The organism is Nocardioides sp. N13(2025) (genome assembly GCF_051912545.1).
In the GTDB taxonomy this organism is placed as follows: Bacteria; Actinomycetota; Actinomycetes; order Propionibacteriales; family Nocardioidaceae; genus Nocardioides.
In genome coordinates this window covers 3,083,861-3,099,365 of record NZ_CP196809.1, presented here as the reverse complement: position 1 = coordinate 3,099,365, position 15,505 = coordinate 3,083,861, and the positions used below count along the sequence as shown (strand labels likewise).

The following is a 15,505-nucleotide window of genomic DNA, read 5'->3' as shown; positions in this document are numbered from 1 at the left end:
CTTCCGGCATTGGGGGGATTCGTGGAGCCTCGGACGCTGCCCGACACCGACGACCTGTGGCGCGTGACCATGGAGCACTCGCCCGTGGGGATGGCGCTGGTCTCCCCGGAGGGGCAGTTCCTCACCGCCAACGTCGCCCTCTGCGACATGCTCGGCTACGACCCCGACGTCCTGACGACGCTGACCTTCCAGGACCTCACCCACCCCGACGACCTCGACAGCGACATGCGCCTGGTCGCCCGGGCGCTGGCCGGCGAGATCGACTCCTACCGCGTCTTCAAGAGGTACGTCCGCGCGGACGGCAGCACGCTGGTCGGGGACCTGTCGGTGGCGCTGATGCGCGACGAGGGCGGCAGGCCGCTCCACTTCATCTCGCAGGTCGTCGACCTCACCGAGCGCCAGGCCTTCCTCGACCGGCTCGACGCCGCGGAGGCAGCCGCCGACGACGTGCAGCGCAAGGCGGTGGCGCTCTTCGAGAGCGTCAACGTCGGGCTGCTGGTGATCGACGCCGACGGCACCTACGGGCCCTACAACCGACGCCAGAAGGAGTTCCTCGACATCGCCTTCCCCGGCGGGCACGGCGGCCGCTCCGGGCAGGACGGCTTCGTCTACGACGCCGAGCAGGAGCGTGTGCTGACCAGCGCGGAGATGCCGTGCGCCCGCGCGGCGGCGGGGGAGGAGTTCGACGACCTGCTCGTCTGGATCGGCGAGGACCCGACCTCGCGCCGCGCGATCTCGGTGACCGCGAGGACCTACGACGACCGCGCCGGCGACCTGACCGGCGCGGTGCTGGCCTACAGCGACGTCACCGAGCTGATCCAGGCCGTCAACGTCAAGGACGACTTCGTCGCGACGGTCTCCCACGAGCTGCGTACGCCGCTCACGTCCGCGCTCGCCTACCTCGAGCTGCTCGAGTCGGGTGCCGGCGCCAGCCCCGACGTGCACCGGCAGGTGGCGGCCGCGCGCCGCAACGTGCTGCGCCTCTCGCACCTGGTGGCGGACCTGCTCTTCCTGACCCGCGCGAGCTCGGGCTCACCGCTCATCGATCCGCACCCGGTGGACCTCGCGTCTGTCGTCCGCGAGGCCGTGGAGGCGGCCGCGCCAGACGCGGAAGCAGCGGGTGTCTCGCTGACCGCGTCCGTGCCCGAGTCCCTCGTCGTCGAGGTCGACGCGATGCGGATGCGCCAGGTGATGGACGACCTGCTCGACAACGCGATCACCTACACCGGTCCCGACGGCCACGTCGTGGTGACGCTGGCGGAGTCAGGCGACCGCGTCGAGCTCACCGTCGCTGACGACGGCGAGGGCATCGACCCCGCCGACCTCGACCACGTCTTCGACCGCTTCTACCGCGGCGCCAACGCGCGCCGGCGCCAGGTGCCCGGCACGGGGCTGGGCCTCCACATCGTCAAGACGATCGTCGAGGCGCACGGGGGTGAGGTGTCGGTGGAGAGCTCGTTGGGCGAAGGCACGAGGGTGCGCGTGACCTCGCCGCGCTGACGCGTCTGGATGGGCAGGTCAGCGTCGCTCGGACTCCTGGGCGGCGGCCGCCGCGGACCACGCGCCCTCGGACAGCTCGACCGCCTCGAGCAGCTCGGCCCGGTGCGCCGGGAGCAGGCCGAAGGTGAGCACGGCGAGTCCCACGCTGAGCAGCTGCTCCTGGCTCAGCGCGCCGTCTCGCTGCGACCAGGCGTCCTCGCGCGTCAGCAGCCGCCAGACGTCGAGGAGCCCGCGCAGCGAGCCCCAGCCGTCCTTGGTGCTGCCGTGCGCGGCCCGGGCCAGGGCGTCGTACGGCGAGAGGGTGGCGACGGCGTGGCCGGCGACGTCGACAGTGGCGCGTCTGGGCCACAGCTCGTCGAGGTCCGGCAGCGACTCACTCGCCGGGGCCAGGCGCCAATGCAGGTGAATCGTGCCGCTTGCCCGGGTCAGCGGGAGCTCGTGGAGCTCGTGGACCAAGTGGCGCCAGGCCGTTTCCTGTTGTGGTGCTGGGAAGCCGGGCGAGCGCGTCCACCCCGACGATGTGAGCACGTCGTGAGCCTTCTCGAGCTCGATCGGGGACACGAGCAGGGCGTGGGTTCCGGTTCCGCGAGAGGCGTGGTCGCCGTGGGCCTGCGCGGCAAGCGCCAGGCCGTCGAGGACGAGCACCCGCACTCCCGCGCGCGCGAGCGCCTCGACCACCTCGACGAGCTCGGCGGCGAGGTCCGCGACCCCCTCTGCCTCCAGCCGCGCCGTGGTGGCGAGCTGGTCGAGCGTCAGCTGCGGGAACGCCAGGCGGTCGCCGGCGGCGGCGAGGATCGGTACGACGCGATGGCGGTGCGCCGCGGCGAGGAAGTCAGGACCTTCGACGGCAGCGGGCGGCACCCACCCGTCCGGGCTGCCGGAGACGATGTGGCGCAGGGCGTCCCGCACGGCCGAGACACTGGTCACGGCGGCTGGCTCGCGCGGAGCAGGGGACTCCTCGGTCAGCACGCCGTGCCTCACCAGGTCGAGGACGATGCTGCGGATCAGCTCGAGGGCAGAGAGGGGTGGCGGAGGCTTGCCGACCACTGCCAGGACAGCGGTCGTGATCTCCTCGAGCGTGGCGACCGAGTCCTCGGGCACGGACTCGAGGACGGCAGTGGCCACCTCGGAGAGGACGACCACCTTGTCGTCGCGGCTCACGCTGGCCCGCCCGTCCTGGACGTGGACCGCCTGCAGGTCACCACGCTGCACCCTCATCAAGACCCCCCGACTCGACGGTGCGGGTGAGCGGACTCACCAGCTGCACCAACTCTATGCGCCGCCGGCGCGCCCGCGCGTGCTCTCGACATAGTCGTCGACGCCGTAGCCGTAGTGCCCGTAGTTGCCCGCGCCCACGTTCTTCTTCGACACCCGGTTGAGGATGATGCCGAGCGGGCGCGCGTTGACCGTGCGCAGGTGGCTGAGCGCGTTCCCGAGCTCGGTGTCGAGCGTGCGGCCGGCCGAGACGACCACGAGCGCGCCATCAGCCGCGTGCGCGACGACCGCTGCGTCGGTCACGGGGAGGAGCGGCGGTGCGTCGATGATCACCATGCCGTCGACCGCGAGGTCCTTGATCACGGCACGCATCGCCTGCGACCCGAGGATCTCGCTGGGGTTGGGCGGCCGCGAGCCGGAGGTCAGCACCGTGAGACCGGTGATGGTGGGGTGTGGTTGCACGGCGTCGTCCAGGGGCAGGCGCCCGGTGAGCACGTCGGTCAGTCCGATGGCATCGTCGACGTCGGTCAGGGCCGCGATGGTGGGCCGGCGCAGGTCGGCGTCGACAAGGGTCACCCGCTGGCCAGATGCCGCGATGGCCGCAGCGAGGTTGGCCGCGACGGTCGACTTGCCGTCCCCCTGCTTGGGGCTGGTGACGACGATGGCGCGCGGCGGGTCGTCGACGTCCATGTAGGACAGGTTGGTGCGCAGGCGTCGTACGCCTTCGGCTGCCAGGGCGGCAGTTCCGGATGCGGTTCCGACGAAGATCCCGCTCGCCTTGCCGATGTCGGGGACCGAGCCCACGACGGCCACCCCGGTGTCGCGCTCGACGTCCTCGCTCGAGCGGATTCGCCGGTCGAGCAGGGAGCGGACCACGGCATACCCCAGACCCAGCAGGCCGCCGAGGACGGCGCCGAGCAGCACGTTGCGCTCGACCTGCGGCGACACCGGGCTCGTCGGCAGCTGGGCAGACTCCGAGACCTCGATGCGCATGCCCTGCTGACCTGACTTGGAGGACTCGACGTCCTTGACCCGCTCGGCCAGGGCTCCCACCCAGGCGTCGGCGAGCTGTTGCGCGTCTTCGGGGGTGCCCGCCCGAGCGGTGATGGAGATGATGACGGTGTCAGGGGTCTGCGCGGCGTCGATGTTGCCGACCAGCGCCTCCGGGCTGGTGTCGAGGCCGAGGTCGTCGATGACGATCGACGCGGTCTCGCGGTCCTTGGCGAGCACGACGTAGGACGCCGCCCTCGACTTGGACAGGGTGTCGTTGAGGTTGTCCAGGCCCGGGTCGCCTCCCGCTCCGGAGGTCACGAAGCCGGACGAGCTCGCGGCATAGACCTTGGGCTGGACGCTGCTCCAGCCGAAGGCGGCGCCGGCCGCCAGCAGCACGAAGGCGGTGACGGCGATCCAGTGGTTGCGCAGGATGCGCAAGTAGTCGGCGAGTTCCATGGCTCCGGTGATCTCTCGAGAAGACGGCTGGTGCTCGCCGCCTCGGGGAGTCTAGGTGGGCGCGAGCGAGCCGACTCCGGAAAGCAAAGTTTGTTCCGCAGACGTGGCCGGCGTCGTGTCAGCGGCGCTGTTCATGGCCGGAAGACGTCCGGAGAAACGTGGTCTAGTCCGGTTTTCCTCCTCGCTTCCACACTTCTTCTCCGAAAAGAAACAGCCCGTCAACACGGCCCTGACGGCAGCCATCCGCGGGGTGTACTCGTCTCGTTGAGCGCGCTGTGGGGTGCGCCGGTGGTCTCGGGGCTTCGTCGCGTCGGCACCATCCACTACGTCCTTGGGGGACATTTCCGTGAGTTCCAAGCCTGTCCAGAGCATCACGCCGGAGCGCGTCGCCTCGCGTCGCAACGTCATCCGCGCGGCTGCCTGGACCGCTCCGGCCGTCTCAGTCGCCGTCGCTGCTCCGGCGTTCGCCAATCACTCGTCCACGAAGGCGAGCGTGGCCGGCACGATTGCGCGAAGCGCGAACGGAGGCACGCTCACCTTCGCCATCGATCTCACGAACTCGGGGTCGGTGCAGTTCGGCTCACCCAGCGTCGTGATCACCGGAGCAGGGATCTCGCCCTCCGTGACCAGCACGGCGGCAACCCTGACGAGCGGCTCGAAGACGCGCCTGCCCCTCGCCGCGAACAGCACGGTCAATTGTTCGAACGCCACCAACATAGGGACTCTCACCCTCCAGTACTACGCAGACGCGAGTCATGCCGTACTTCTCGGCACGATCACGGTGAGTTCCATCGCCAAGGGCGGCACTGTGCAGGCTGCCGGCTACTGGGTTCCCGCGCACTGAGCCTCCGCGAGCACCCGCTTCGACGCTGCCGGTTCGGGACCGGTTCGACCGGAGGTTGGGACGGGCGTCACCGGTTCGTCAGCCTTCGAGCGACGTCTGCGCTTCGGCGCCACAGCACCCGGGGTGCCGCGATCACGGCGTACCTCGAGGATTCCTGAGCAGTCATCCATGGCGGGCAGGCCGAGAACGCGAGTGCGCGCGCGATGTCGCGGTGTGCGGCGCCAGTGCGTCGGAGCGTGCGAAGGCTCGACGCCAGAGACGCACCCAGAGTTGGACGAGCATCGTGCGACGCGAAGGTCGTGAGCTGCCCCGCCAAGACCTTCCCCCACACCGCGTCAGTGAGCTTTACCGCATCGTGGACGACCCTGGGTGCCCCCTCCGGAACGCCGAACATCCGCGCGGCCAGGCCGAGCGAGATGAGCTGGTCACCGCGGAGAGGATGTGTGGTCCGTCGCCAGACGGCTTGGTCGGACGCGAGCACGTGTACGTCGACAAGACTGCGCATCCAGCGCCACTCGTCCTTCGCCGCATGGCTGGCCGAGTGGGCGAGCGCATCGTATGGCGAAAGTGTGTGGACCTCGCGGTCGGCCACCCTGATCGCAGCTCGCCGCTCCCACAGGATGTCGAACGGCGGGAAGGTGCCAGCTGACGGGGTGAGGCGCCAGTGAAGGTCAATCGTGCTGCGGCCATACAGCGTGATTTCGTATCCCGTTCTTTTCATGTGGCGCCACGCCCATGTGGGGCCGGGGTGGGGGTAGTGGGGATCGTGCGTCCAACGGGTGGACGTGAGGACGCCGTGCGCTTTTTCCAAATCCTCTGGCGCGACCAGCAGGTCGAGATCTCCCGCTCCTCGTGCAGCGATGTCGCCGTGAGCCTGAGAGGCCAGAGCCATGCCCTTGAACACGAGGACGCGGATGTCGGCACCTTCGAGAGCCCTCGTGGCGTGAGCGAGTTCTGTCGAGAGGATCTCCACTGCCGCGACTCGTTGGGCCGCACTCACGCTGATGGCGGCAGCGAGACCCGGCGGCAGCGCCAACCGAGCGGCATGCCGATCGAGGTACGAGACGACGTGGTGCTGCTTCGCCGCGGCCACGAAGTGCGGGTCCCTGACGCCTGAAGGAAGCCGCCAGAGAGAGCTGTCGCTCGATCGAATGTGGCGCAGCGCCGCACGGAGTGCGTCGACGGCTGTGGGGGAGGTCGAGCCAGTGCTCGTGAGCGTCTCCGTGCCGTCGTCGAGGACCAGAATGCTATGACTTGCAAGCTCGTGCATCTTGTTCAGTGTGAGTCGCGCCGCACTCGTCGGCGGCTCTGGTTCCCCGAAGGCAGCCACCACCGAGGCCGTGACCTCCTCGATGGAGACCAGCTCGCCGTCAGGCACCGCAGTTACGATCTGCGTGGCGATCTCCGACAGGATCATAACGTTCTCGCCGACCATGACGACGCTGCGTTCACCCTCCACGTACAGGTCGAGGAGCTGTCCTCGACGGACCCTCACTCGCCCGCTCCGAGCAACGCCACAAGCACGTGCTCAAGGTCGGCTGCCTCGGAATACGTCAAGCGGTGCGCTCCTCCCGCGAGGTGGATCAGGTCGGCCAGGCGGTGCAGCGGTTGAGGGACGGCAGGCAGGTACGACGACTGGGGAGCGATGGCCGCGATCGCGTCGACCGTCTGCATGGGGGAGAGGAGTGGAGCACCTTGGTGATCGACGTCCCGCTCGAGCACGAGCATCGCAGCCAACCGGCACTCGCGATCGGTCGTGCGCAGCCCCAGGGTCGACGGCGCGACCTGTGTCTTCAAAGGTCCCGACTCGATGATCGAGAGCGGCTTGCGATACGGCAGCACTACGCCGTGCGGGTCTATCGCGGCTGTCTCGTCCGACAGGTAGACGAACCGTTTGCCCAAGGTTCGTGACGCCGTTGTCTTCCCCGTTCCAGACGCGGCGACCAGCACGGCTGTCCGACCGGTCTCGGGGTCGGCGAGCGCCGCGGCGTGCAACATGACCAGTTGGCCGGCCCGTGCATCGATGGCGCGCACTGTCACGGCCGGTGAGAGATGGTGGAGCGCCGCAGCGACGTCTGGTTCGTTCACCTCGACGGGCTCCGTGTTGGGGGGCCCGTCGGTGAGCGCGTCCTGCCAAGCGTCCAGCACTGCCTCCCGGAGGGCCGGCGACGAAGCCAGAATGGGGACGACGACGCCGAACGCCGAGACCATCACGGCGTCTCCACGTTCCGACTGGTCGAGGGGCGCCATGCCTGAACCCTAGGGGATGCGGGAGGAACGAGCTGCCACTCCAACAGCCCTCAACGGCGGCGTCACTTGTGGCTCTCGCGTTGCCCAATCACCTCCTTGGGTAGGTGTTTTGCGCGAGCCACGCCAGCCGCGCCGCCTATGTATCTGTGTTTGCGACCACAGTTCGGCCAAGACGCCACGAAGCGCGGCGCGCTGAGATAGATTCAGCGCGTCAGTCAGGGGTTGATTGACGGTCTCGGGGGATATCTCGTGGCCAGACATCCGTGGGGGATGCCTTGTCAGTAGTAAGTCGCGCGCCTGAACTGGTGCTGCCCTTCAACGGGGCGAGCCGACAGTTCAGCGCCTCGCATCTTCCTGTCCCAAGCGTCGCGGGGCGGAAGCACGCCCGTGCCCTGCTGCTGGGGGACATGCTCGTCCTGGCGCTCGCGCTTGGCACCGCCCAGGTCGTGCGCTTTGGCGCGGCCGCGGAGACCACCGTGACGGGCCTCGGCGCGTCCTACGCGGCTCTGGGGGTGGCGGTGGCAGCGATGTGGTGGGTTTCCCTTCAGGTTCACCAATCGCGCAGCCCCATGGTCGTGGGTCACGGAGCCGAGGAGTACCGACGCGTCATCGTCGCGACCTTCCGGGTCTTCGCTATTCTGGCGATGCTCTCGCTGGCGTTTCGTGTGGATGCCTCGCGCATCTACCTCGCGACCGCATTCCCGCTTGGCCTCGTCGGATTGCTCGTCGAGCGCAAGCTGGCTCGCGTGGCCCTTCATCGCGCACGTGCCCAGGGTCGGGCCACCAGGAAGGTGCTCGTCGTCGGTGGCGAGCGCTCGGCAGGACAGCTGACCTCCTGGTTCGCCAAGCACCCCACCGCGGGCTACGCCGTGGGCGGCGTGTGGGTGCCCGACGCGGCCTCCGCTGCCGGCATCCTTGACGGCTTCTCCACCGACATCCCCGTCATGTCGGCCCAGCTCGACTTTGCCGAGGCGCTGAACGTCGCGGGCGCGGCCGCTGTTGTCGTCACGGACACCGAGCACCTCGGGCACGAGTCGCTGCGCGACCTTCAATGGCGGCTCGAGGGCACGGGGATCGAGCTCATGATCTCGCCCAACGTCCTCGACGTGTCGTCGTCCCGGGTGCGTCTCCACGACGTCTCCGGCATGCCGATGCTGCACCTCCGTGAGCCGCAGTACGCCGGAGCCGACAGGGTCTGGAAGACCGCGTTCGACACCCTGGGTTCGCTCGCCCTGCTGATCGTGCTGGCCCCCGTCCTCATTCTGACGGCTATCGCGATCAAGCTGGACAGCCCTGGTCCGGTGTTCTACCGCCAGCAGCGGGTCGGTCGTCACGAGGAGACCTTCCGCATCACGAAGTTCCGTTCGATGTCCGTGGATGCTGACCAGCGCCTCGAGGGCCTGCGCGCGCTCAACGAATCGGACGCGGTCCTCTTCAAGATGCGGCAGGACCCGCGCGTGACTCGCGTCGGTTCCTTCATCCGCAGGTTCTCCCTCGACGAGCTTCCTCAGCTGTTCGACGTCCTTCGGGGCGACATGAGCCTGGTCGGCCCTCGCCCGCCGCTGGCATCGGAGGTCGCCCAGTACTCCACTCAGATGCGTCGTCGGATGTACGTGCGTCCTGGCATGACCGGGCTGTGGCAGGTTTCGGGCCGCAGCGACCTATCCTTCGACGAGGCCGAGCGGCTCGACCTGGCCTATGTGGACAACTGGTCGATCACCGGCGATCTCATGATCATGCTGCGCACGGTGCGCGCTGTGACTCGTGGCCAAGGCGCCTACTGATGTCACGGGTCGCCTAGGCTCCATGACGGACAGAACCAAACGGAAGACCCAAGCAATGCACATCGCCATGATCGGCACTCGGGGAGTTCCCGCAGCGTACGGTGGTTTCGAGACCGCGGTCGAGGAGGTCGGGCGTCGGTTGGTGGACCGGGGACATCGTGTCACCGTCTACTGTCGCAACGCTGACACCTCGATCGAGACGCACCTGGGCATGGACCTGGTCCACCTCCCAGCAGTCAAGAAGCGATCGCTCGAGACGCTTAGCCATACCGGTCTCTCCGTGCTGCACGCGATGAAAGAGCGGCCCGACGCGGCCATCCTCTTCAACGCTGGCAACGCCCCGTTCATTGGCTGGCTCAAGGCGGCGCGCATCCCGGTCGCGGTCCACATGGACGGCCTCGAGTGGAAGCGTGCCAAGTGGGCAGGTCTCGGGGCCAAGTACTACAAGCGCGCGGAGCGCGTCGCCGCCCGCTCCGGCCTCGCGCTCATCGCCGACGCGCAGGGCATCGCGGACTACCTGAAGGCCGAGTACGGCCGTGAGAGCCACCTCATCGCCTACGGCGCCCCGATCCTTGACCCCGGATCCGACCGGCTGGGCGAGCTCGACCTCGCGCCGGGCCAGTATCACCTGGTCGTCGCGCGGATGGAGCCGGAGAACCACGTCGAAGTCATCGTCGAGGGCTACGCCGGCAGCGGCTCCGAGCTCCCGCTGGTCGTGGTCGGCACGGCGCCGTACGGCGACGAGTACATGGTCAACGTGCGTCAGGCGGCTGGCGACTCGGACGCCCGCTTCCTGGGCGGCGTCTGGGATCAGGACCTTCTGAACCAACTCTACGCCAACTGCCGGAGCTACTTGCACGGCCACTCGGTGGGCGGCACCAACCCGTCCCTCCTTCGAGCCATGGGATGCGGTGCTCCGGTGACCGCGTTCGACGTCGACTTCAACACCGAGGTGACTGGCGGCCACGCGCGGTTCTTCGCCTCTGCTGAGGACGTGTCGTTTGCGATCAAGCAGGACGACCTCGACCTGATGCGGACCGGGGCGCGTGGCATCGCCGGCCGAATGCACGTCGAGCGCATGTACCGCTGGGACGCTGTCGCAGATGAATACGAGAACCTTGTCCGTGTGGTGTCTGGAACTGATGGGCTGCCCTAGGCCAGGATCTGGCACCAAACGGTCACGAATTGGGCATCAACATAATCTGACACCCTGTGGTGCGGGAGGGATCCGGACAGATCTGAAGACTCCATCGCCCGACCAACAGCAACCTCGAGCCCGTCTGCAATCCCGGCCGGAGAGAGGTCGTGTACCTCGATTAGGGTGCCATCGAATAGCGGTCGCATCTCCGCGTAGGCTTCACTCGCGCGCGTCACAACCGTCTTTCCCATTGCCAGTCCTTGGTACACCTTATTGGGAACGACCGTTTTGGCTTTCCGCGACGACCCAAATACGCCAAGTACCACGTCCGACCGTCCAATTTCCCTTTGAAGAAGATCTTCGGGGATACTGTCTTTGAGAATCGTCCTCGGCATCAGTCCGTAGCGCTTCAAGTCTGGATCGTAGTCAGAGCCCTTAAATCTAGGGCCCACAACTACGAACTCAAAGTCGAGACGGCTCTGAAGTTCGTTCAAACCAGACAAGAGCGTGGGAAATCCGTGGAGCGCGACAAAATTTCCATAATAGAGGATTCGGGGTACATCATGAGGACTGAACTCAGCCGGAATCGCCCATTCTGGCGCACCGACGGGTAGGTGCTGCACAGAGCCTCGGCGGATCCTTCGGCGCTGCAGGTGGGAAGCCCTCGGCAAGGTATCTGTCACAACATAGTCGCCCAAGTTGAGGCCGATCCAATCGAGCGCCCAATAGGTGACAGCCTTGAATGAACCCTTCTGCACTCGTTGGCTATCCAATACATGAGTTTCGTAGAGACCAACAAAGAAGTCGATCAGCAATTTTGCGGACGACCACCGAGCGACGAACCAAGCCGCTGCGGCCAGTTGTAGCGAGAATTCAGCACATATGACCAAGTCGAATTGACCGGCATGCTCCCTGGCTCTGCGCATCATGGACCTGCTCTCGAGAACCGAAGAGTGCGGGAACTCGACGTTCCAGACCGTCACTTCGCAGCCAGAACGCTCTAGAAAGTCGCGAATGCGCACGAATCGCGGGTAGGATGTGTCTCGAACCCCGACATACAGGACCGTCGTCGGACGGCCGCTGGTTCGGAAATTGCACGTCATGGAATGAGCATATCGAGCCCTCGCAGGTATGGAAAGTGATCACATGGCCTACGCGGCACTAACGCTCGGCGCTGCCCTGCTTTGCTGGGGAGCGGCCTCCAGGCGCGGCGCATGGTTGCTACTGCTTCTAAGCCTCGGAGGCAGTGCCTTTCAGTTAGCGATCGGCCCCGTTTCTGTCCTGCCGGAACACATAGGAATCGGCCTTCTCGCGCTACATGGACTGCGTTCCACTAAGAAACCATTTGGTCACATGCTAATACTTATGACTGGATGGTTCGTAGTCTTGCTTTTCACCAGCTTGTACGCGCCGTCACCATCCGAATCAACGCGGCTGTTGATTTGGATCCTTGCTGGAGCCGTTTCTGGGTATATCGTTCTGCACTCGCGTATGGGCACCGAAGAGGTGGTGTGGGGACTGCGTACGGCCCTCATGCTGTACGGCAGCTCTATGGTTGGCATCTGGCTCGTCTACCAACTGACTGGCTATGGCACGTGGGCCGTCGAACCCGATTACGCCTCTTCATTCCCCCGGCTCGAGGGGGGCATGTTAGAACCGAACCTCTTAGCCTATTTGATTCTTCTCCTCCTTCTGGCATACCTGCGCTTGCACGCTTTCGATTCATGGAGGTTTCACTCCTTGGCGGTGGTGCTGGCAGGAGTGGCAATATTCCTCACCCTTACTCGGATCGCGATCCTTCTCTACGCGATGGTCGCCTTGGTCTCGTACGCTCGTAAACGCCCACGTGGATTCCTAGTCGGACTCGTTCTGATGGCTTTGGCCGGCGTGCTCACATTGGCAGTACCTTCTATTGCTCAGAATCTTTCAATTGCGATCGAGTCAAGGACGAGCATCGAAAAGCCTTGGAGTTCTGGCACGGGCGCTTCCCGTAATCAGACGGTCGAGCATGCCATTGACGAGATCCGGGGCGAGCGATTGCTGGTGGGGCATGGCGTTAATGCGTATACGCAAAGCCATTACAGTTCGATCAGCGGAGATGGAAGTGACTACCTCGCATCGTGGTGGGTTGCACTCATCTACGATGGCGGCCTTCCTGGAGCGCTGCTCTTCATAACGGCGTTCTTCATGCTCGTAGCGAGGGCAGGCAGGGCTGGTCTTGGATTCTTCGTGTCACTCGTCGTAGTAGCCTCACTTACGAATCCTTTCTGGTTCGCTTTTCCTTGGGTTTTGATGGCGCTATTCGTTCGCGAGGGCGAGGATGAGGATGAGGTCCCGCATACAATGAGAGGTAGGGACGGTCTTGCGCATTCTGTTTGACGGATATTGGTGGAAGGATGGCCCGCCTTCCGGAAAACGAGTTGTGCGGTCAATCGTTCGTGCATGGGCCGAGCGGTTTCCGGATGATCGGATAACGGTCATGCTGCACGCGGCGGTCGACGCGTCTGAACTGCCGGACGTCGACGTCGCTTGGACCAATAAGCCTCAACATGTCCTTGCACTGATGACGGATTTTCGCCGCTTGTCGCGCAGTGTTGACGCCTCTCTAGCCCAGAATTTCTCGCTTGGCTCACGTCAAAGCGTTCGCGGTGTGTTCGTTCATGACCTTATGTTCGTCGAACACCCGACGTGGTTTACGATGAAGGAGCGAGCATATCTGGGTATTTCCGTACCCCTGGCGCGCCGCTCAGATATCGTCTTCACTTCTAGCGCCGCGGAAGCGGAGCGCATCGATCGGATTCTTGGACGAACGCGACGCGGAGACGTTGTGTCTACGTCACTCGGCGTCGATGATGGTCTAACGCAAGTGATACCCATAGAGCCCCAACTTGGCCTTCGCGGGCGGCCCTTCGTGTTGACGGTGGGGCGGCTAAACGAGCGCAAGAACGTGGCGGCCTTGGCTGACGCCCTGACAGCCCATGGAGTGTGCGGTGTGGATCGGCCACTGGTGGTTGTGGGGTCCCCCGATGGCATGATGCGTGCGCCCGATTCTCTCGACCGCCCTAGTGTGGTGCGCGCGGGCTTTCTGTCAGACGCGGAACTTAAGTGGTGCTACGAAAACACAAGTCTGCTCGTATTTCCTTCGCTGGACGAGGGCTTTGGGTTGCCGATCGTCGAGGCGTCCCGATTCGGCACGCCCATCGCTGCCTCCAGCATTCCGGCTTTTAGGGAACTTCTCGGTGAGGAGCGGCTCTTCGATCCCCACTCCGGCGAGTCAATGGCCCGCGTCGTGAAGGAGCAAATCGAACTTGCCCAGCCAACCAGTGTTTCCGTAACTCCGTGGGAAGAGGTTGTTGAACGTATGCGTGATTCGTTCACGTCACAAATAGGTAGTGCGACGAGATGAGTATCAATCGAGTTTACGCGAAAGTGCGTGGGCTGCCGCCAGGGACCGAATTGCAGCTCAGTACGTCGGAGTTGAGCGCGATGCTTTGGTCCCGGGGCGTGTGGCTTGCTCGTGGCGCGGTGCGAGGCAGGTGGCTGTTCCTGGCTGGACCGAATTTCCGCGTGAAGGGTGCAAAGTTGACGGCGGGCCGGTTCGTCACCGTTGGGCCGGACGTTATAATTGACTCGATCTCCAAGTCGGGAGTGACTCTTGGGGATCGCGTGACAATCGATCGCGGTGCGCTTCTAAGAGGCTCGGGGGTTTATAGAAATCTCGGTGAAGGAATTAAGATCGGCGATCGTAGCGCAGTCGGCGCATATAACGTCATTCTCGGTCAGGGAGGCGTTGAGATTGGCCGTGATTGTCTAATTGGCCCCCACGTCACAATCGTGAGCGAGAATCACGTAATTTCTGACCCTCATGTTCCAATCCGGGAACAGGGTGAGGAGCGACGCCGGACCGTCATCGGTGATGACGTGTGGATCGGTGCCGGAGCGACCATTCTTGCGGGGGCAGTTGTCGGCAGCGGAGTCGTAGTCGCAGCTGGCTCCGTCGTGCGTGGAAGTATCGAACCAAACGTGATCGTGGCTGGAACGCCTGCACGAGTTCTCCGGAGACGCGGCGATTCCGAATGACTATCCGGGTAGCGTTCTGTTCTGATGCGCTCGTCATTTGGGGGGCGGAGAGGAGTCTGCTTGAGATCGTGCAGGCGACCCCGGGCTTCAAGGCGGATATTCTTGCCCATCCCGATTCGCCGCTCTTGGGTGTTCCTGATCTCGCGGCCTCGGGTGTCGCAATGGCGCCAAGATTCACAAGGGGTAGCGGCGGAATTCGGAAAGCGCCGTGGCTATTGGTCGCCGATGTGATTCTGGCTTGCCTATACAGCATTCCTTTGGCCGTCCGCTTGCGCACATATGACGCTGTTGTCTGCTTTGGGACATGGGAGTTGTTACAGGTCTTGCCAGCTGCCAAAATGGCACGTCGTCCCTGTGTTCTAGATCTACACGAAACGTTCGCAGGCAGTCTTGGGAATCGCGCTTTGCGGCTTCTGGTCGGGTTGTGTGACGGCGTAATCGCGACAAGCAGTGACCTGGCCACTGGACTGCCAGAGAGTCGCGTCCGCATAGTGGGCCGGCCAGTCCGCCTGATTCCTGCGAAGGTCGTAAAGCCACGACGGGCGGGAGCGCCATTGAGGCTTTCGATGCTTGGACAGGTGACGCCCCATAAGCGGGTTCTCGAAGTCGCAAAGATCTGCGCCCTGATGGCACCGAACTCGGTAGAGTTGCGCGTCACTGGCCTGTCTGCGCCGACCGCCTCGAGCGAATATGAGAAGTGTGTTCGCGACGTTGCCAAAGAACACCCCGAAGTCGTTGATGTACGGGAACGCACGACCGATGTAGCGGCAGAACTTGCCGCCGCGGATTGCCTCATCAACGCGTCAGTTCATGAAGCGTTCGGAAGAACGGTCGTAGAGGCCATGCAGGCTGGCTTGCTTCCGATCGTTGTCGGAGACTCTGGTGCTAGTGAGATTGTTCGGAGGCACGGGGTCGGGCGCGTCATTCGGGAAGTTTCTGACCTGCCGCGGCTACTCCATGAGCTGCGAGCCCTAACTGCGGATGAATGGAACGTGATTCGTGGAGAGGCACGAGCGGTGGGCGCTCAGTACGCGCCGAGCCACGTGGTCCCGAAGTATTACCAAGCCCTCACCGAATTGATCAGCACCGACAACCGGTTCTGACTTTGAGTGCTCCGCTACGTCGAGCCCAGGCGACCTAACGCAGATCAGACTGACGCTTGCTAAGAACTCTGAGCGCGCTGGGCACCTGTACAGCCAGCACGACTGCCTGGCTGAGTGCCATTCCTGCCGCGGCACCTGCGGC

The 15,505-nt window shown here is 64.9% G+C and carries 13 protein-coding genes; 8 read left to right on the top strand and 5 right to left on the bottom strand.

Annotation, left to right across the window (positions count from 1 at the left end; genetic code table 11):
- Positions 1–21 precede the first annotated feature (21 nt).
- Complete coding sequence (locus ACS3YM_RS15035) at positions 22–1,500, top strand: ATP-binding protein (RefSeq protein WP_439937239.1); 1,479 nt, start codon at positions 22–24, stop codon at positions 1,498–1,500.
- 18 nt (positions 1,501–1,518) lie between these two features.
- Here ACS3YM_RS15035 and ACS3YM_RS15030 read toward each other — a convergent pair whose 3' ends face one another.
- Together ACS3YM_RS15030 and ACS3YM_RS15025 are read right to left on the bottom strand one after the other, a co-directional pair.
- Positions 1,519–2,718 carry a nucleotidyltransferase family protein gene (locus ACS3YM_RS15030; RefSeq protein ID WP_439937238.1) on the bottom strand — a complete coding sequence of 400 codons (1,200 nt, stop codon included), beginning with the start codon at positions 2,716–2,718 and terminating at the stop codon, positions 1,519–1,521.
- A gap of 54 nt (positions 2,719–2,772) precedes the next feature.
- Positions 2,773–4,164 (bottom strand): polysaccharide biosynthesis tyrosine autokinase, encoded by a 1,392-nt coding sequence (locus ACS3YM_RS15025; RefSeq protein WP_439937237.1) that lies wholly within the window; start codon positions 4,162–4,164, stop codon positions 2,773–2,775.
- Positions 4,165–4,510: 346 nt separating this feature from the next.
- Between ACS3YM_RS15025 and ACS3YM_RS15020 the strand changes: the two genes are divergently transcribed.
- Positions 4,511–5,008, top strand: coding sequence for a hypothetical protein (locus tag ACS3YM_RS15020; protein ID WP_439937236.1), 498 nt, complete (start codon positions 4,511–4,513; stop codon positions 5,006–5,008).
- A gap of 67 nt (positions 5,009–5,075) precedes the next feature.
- Here ACS3YM_RS15020 and ACS3YM_RS15015 read toward each other — a convergent pair whose 3' ends face one another.
- Entirely contained in the window at positions 5,076–6,443 is a 1,368-nt protein-coding gene (locus ACS3YM_RS15015; protein WP_439937235.1) for a nucleotidyltransferase family protein, read from the bottom strand.
- A gap of 56 nt (positions 6,444–6,499) precedes the next feature.
- Positions 6,500–7,258 carry a hypothetical protein gene (locus tag ACS3YM_RS15010; protein WP_439937234.1) on the bottom strand — a complete coding sequence of 253 codons (759 nt, stop codon included), beginning with the start codon at positions 7,256–7,258 and terminating at the stop codon, positions 6,500–6,502.
- A gap of 305 nt (positions 7,259–7,563) precedes the next feature.
- Here ACS3YM_RS15010 and ACS3YM_RS15005 point away from each other — a divergent pair, with 305 nt between their 5' ends.
- Positions 7,564–9,042 (top strand): sugar transferase, encoded by a 1,479-nt coding sequence (locus ACS3YM_RS15005; RefSeq protein WP_439937233.1) that lies wholly within the window; start codon positions 7,564–7,566, stop codon positions 9,040–9,042.
- A gap of 22 nt (positions 9,043–9,064) precedes the next feature.
- Positions 9,065–10,198, top strand: a complete 1,134-nt coding sequence (locus ACS3YM_RS15000; protein ID WP_439937232.1) for a DUF1972 domain-containing protein — start codon at positions 9,065–9,067, stop codon at positions 10,196–10,198.
- Here the strand turns inward: ACS3YM_RS15000 and ACS3YM_RS14995 are convergent.
- Positions 10,195–11,202, bottom strand: coding sequence for a glycosyltransferase (locus tag ACS3YM_RS14995; protein WP_439937231.1), 1,008 nt, complete (start codon positions 11,200–11,202; stop codon positions 10,195–10,197). The genes ACS3YM_RS15000 and ACS3YM_RS14995 overlap by 4 nt on opposite strands.
- 343 nt (positions 11,203–11,545) lie before the next feature.
- Here ACS3YM_RS14995 and ACS3YM_RS14990 point away from each other — a divergent pair, with 343 nt between their 5' ends.
- The 4 genes from ACS3YM_RS14990 to ACS3YM_RS14975 all read left to right on the top strand — a co-directional run bounded on the left by ACS3YM_RS14990 (position 11,546) and on the right by ACS3YM_RS14975 (position 15,363).
- Positions 11,546–12,559 carry an O-antigen ligase family protein gene (locus ACS3YM_RS14990; protein WP_439937230.1) on the top strand — a complete coding sequence of 338 codons (1,014 nt, stop codon included), beginning with the start codon at positions 11,546–11,548 and terminating at the stop codon, positions 12,557–12,559.
- A gap of 100 nt (positions 12,560–12,659) precedes the next feature.
- Positions 12,660–13,586, top strand: coding sequence for a glycosyltransferase (locus ACS3YM_RS14985; protein ID WP_439937228.1), 927 nt, complete (start codon positions 12,660–12,662; stop codon positions 13,584–13,586).
- A complete protein-coding gene (locus ACS3YM_RS14980) occupies positions 13,583–14,260 on the top strand; it encodes an acyltransferase (RefSeq protein WP_439937227.1) in 678 nt (225 codons plus the stop codon). The genes ACS3YM_RS14985 and ACS3YM_RS14980 overlap by 4 nt, the downstream gene beginning before the upstream one ends.
- Positions 14,257–15,363, top strand: coding sequence for a glycosyltransferase family 4 protein (locus ACS3YM_RS14975; protein WP_439937226.1), 1,107 nt, complete (start codon positions 14,257–14,259; stop codon positions 15,361–15,363). Before ACS3YM_RS14980 ends, ACS3YM_RS14975 begins: the two co-directional genes overlap by 4 nt.
- Positions 15,364–15,505 lie beyond the last annotated feature (142 nt).

Excerpts from the sequence above, each read along its gene's own strand:
- ACS3YM_RS15025 (WP_439937237.1), bottom strand. The coding sequence starts at position 4,164 with ATGGAACTCGCCGACTACTTGCGCATCCTGCGCAACCACTGGATCGCC.
- ACS3YM_RS15015 (WP_439937235.1), bottom strand. The coding sequence starts at position 6,443 with ATGGTCGGCGAGAACGTTATGATCCTGTCGGAGATCGCCACGCAGATC.
- ACS3YM_RS14985 (WP_439937228.1), top strand. The coding sequence starts at position 12,660 with ATGCTGCACGCGGCGGTCGACGCGTCTGAACTGCCGGACGTCGACGTC.
- ACS3YM_RS15000 (WP_439937232.1), top strand. The coding sequence starts at position 9,065 with ATGACGGACAGAACCAAACGGAAGACCCAAGCAATGCACATCGCCATG.
- ACS3YM_RS14990 (WP_439937230.1), top strand. The coding sequence starts at position 11,546 with ATGACTGGATGGTTCGTAGTCTTGCTTTTCACCAGCTTGTACGCGCCG.
- ACS3YM_RS15010 (WP_439937234.1), bottom strand. The coding sequence starts at position 7,258 with ATGGCGCCCCTCGACCAGTCGGAACGTGGAGACGCCGTGATGGTCTCG.
- ACS3YM_RS15030 (WP_439937238.1), bottom strand. The coding sequence starts at position 2,718 with ATGAGGGTGCAGCGTGGTGACCTGCAGGCGGTCCACGTCCAGGACGGG.
- ACS3YM_RS14975 (WP_439937226.1), top strand. The coding sequence starts at position 14,257 with ATGACTATCCGGGTAGCGTTCTGTTCTGATGCGCTCGTCATTTGGGGG.
- ACS3YM_RS14980 (WP_439937227.1), top strand. The coding sequence starts at position 13,583 with ATGAGTATCAATCGAGTTTACGCGAAAGTGCGTGGGCTGCCGCCAGGG.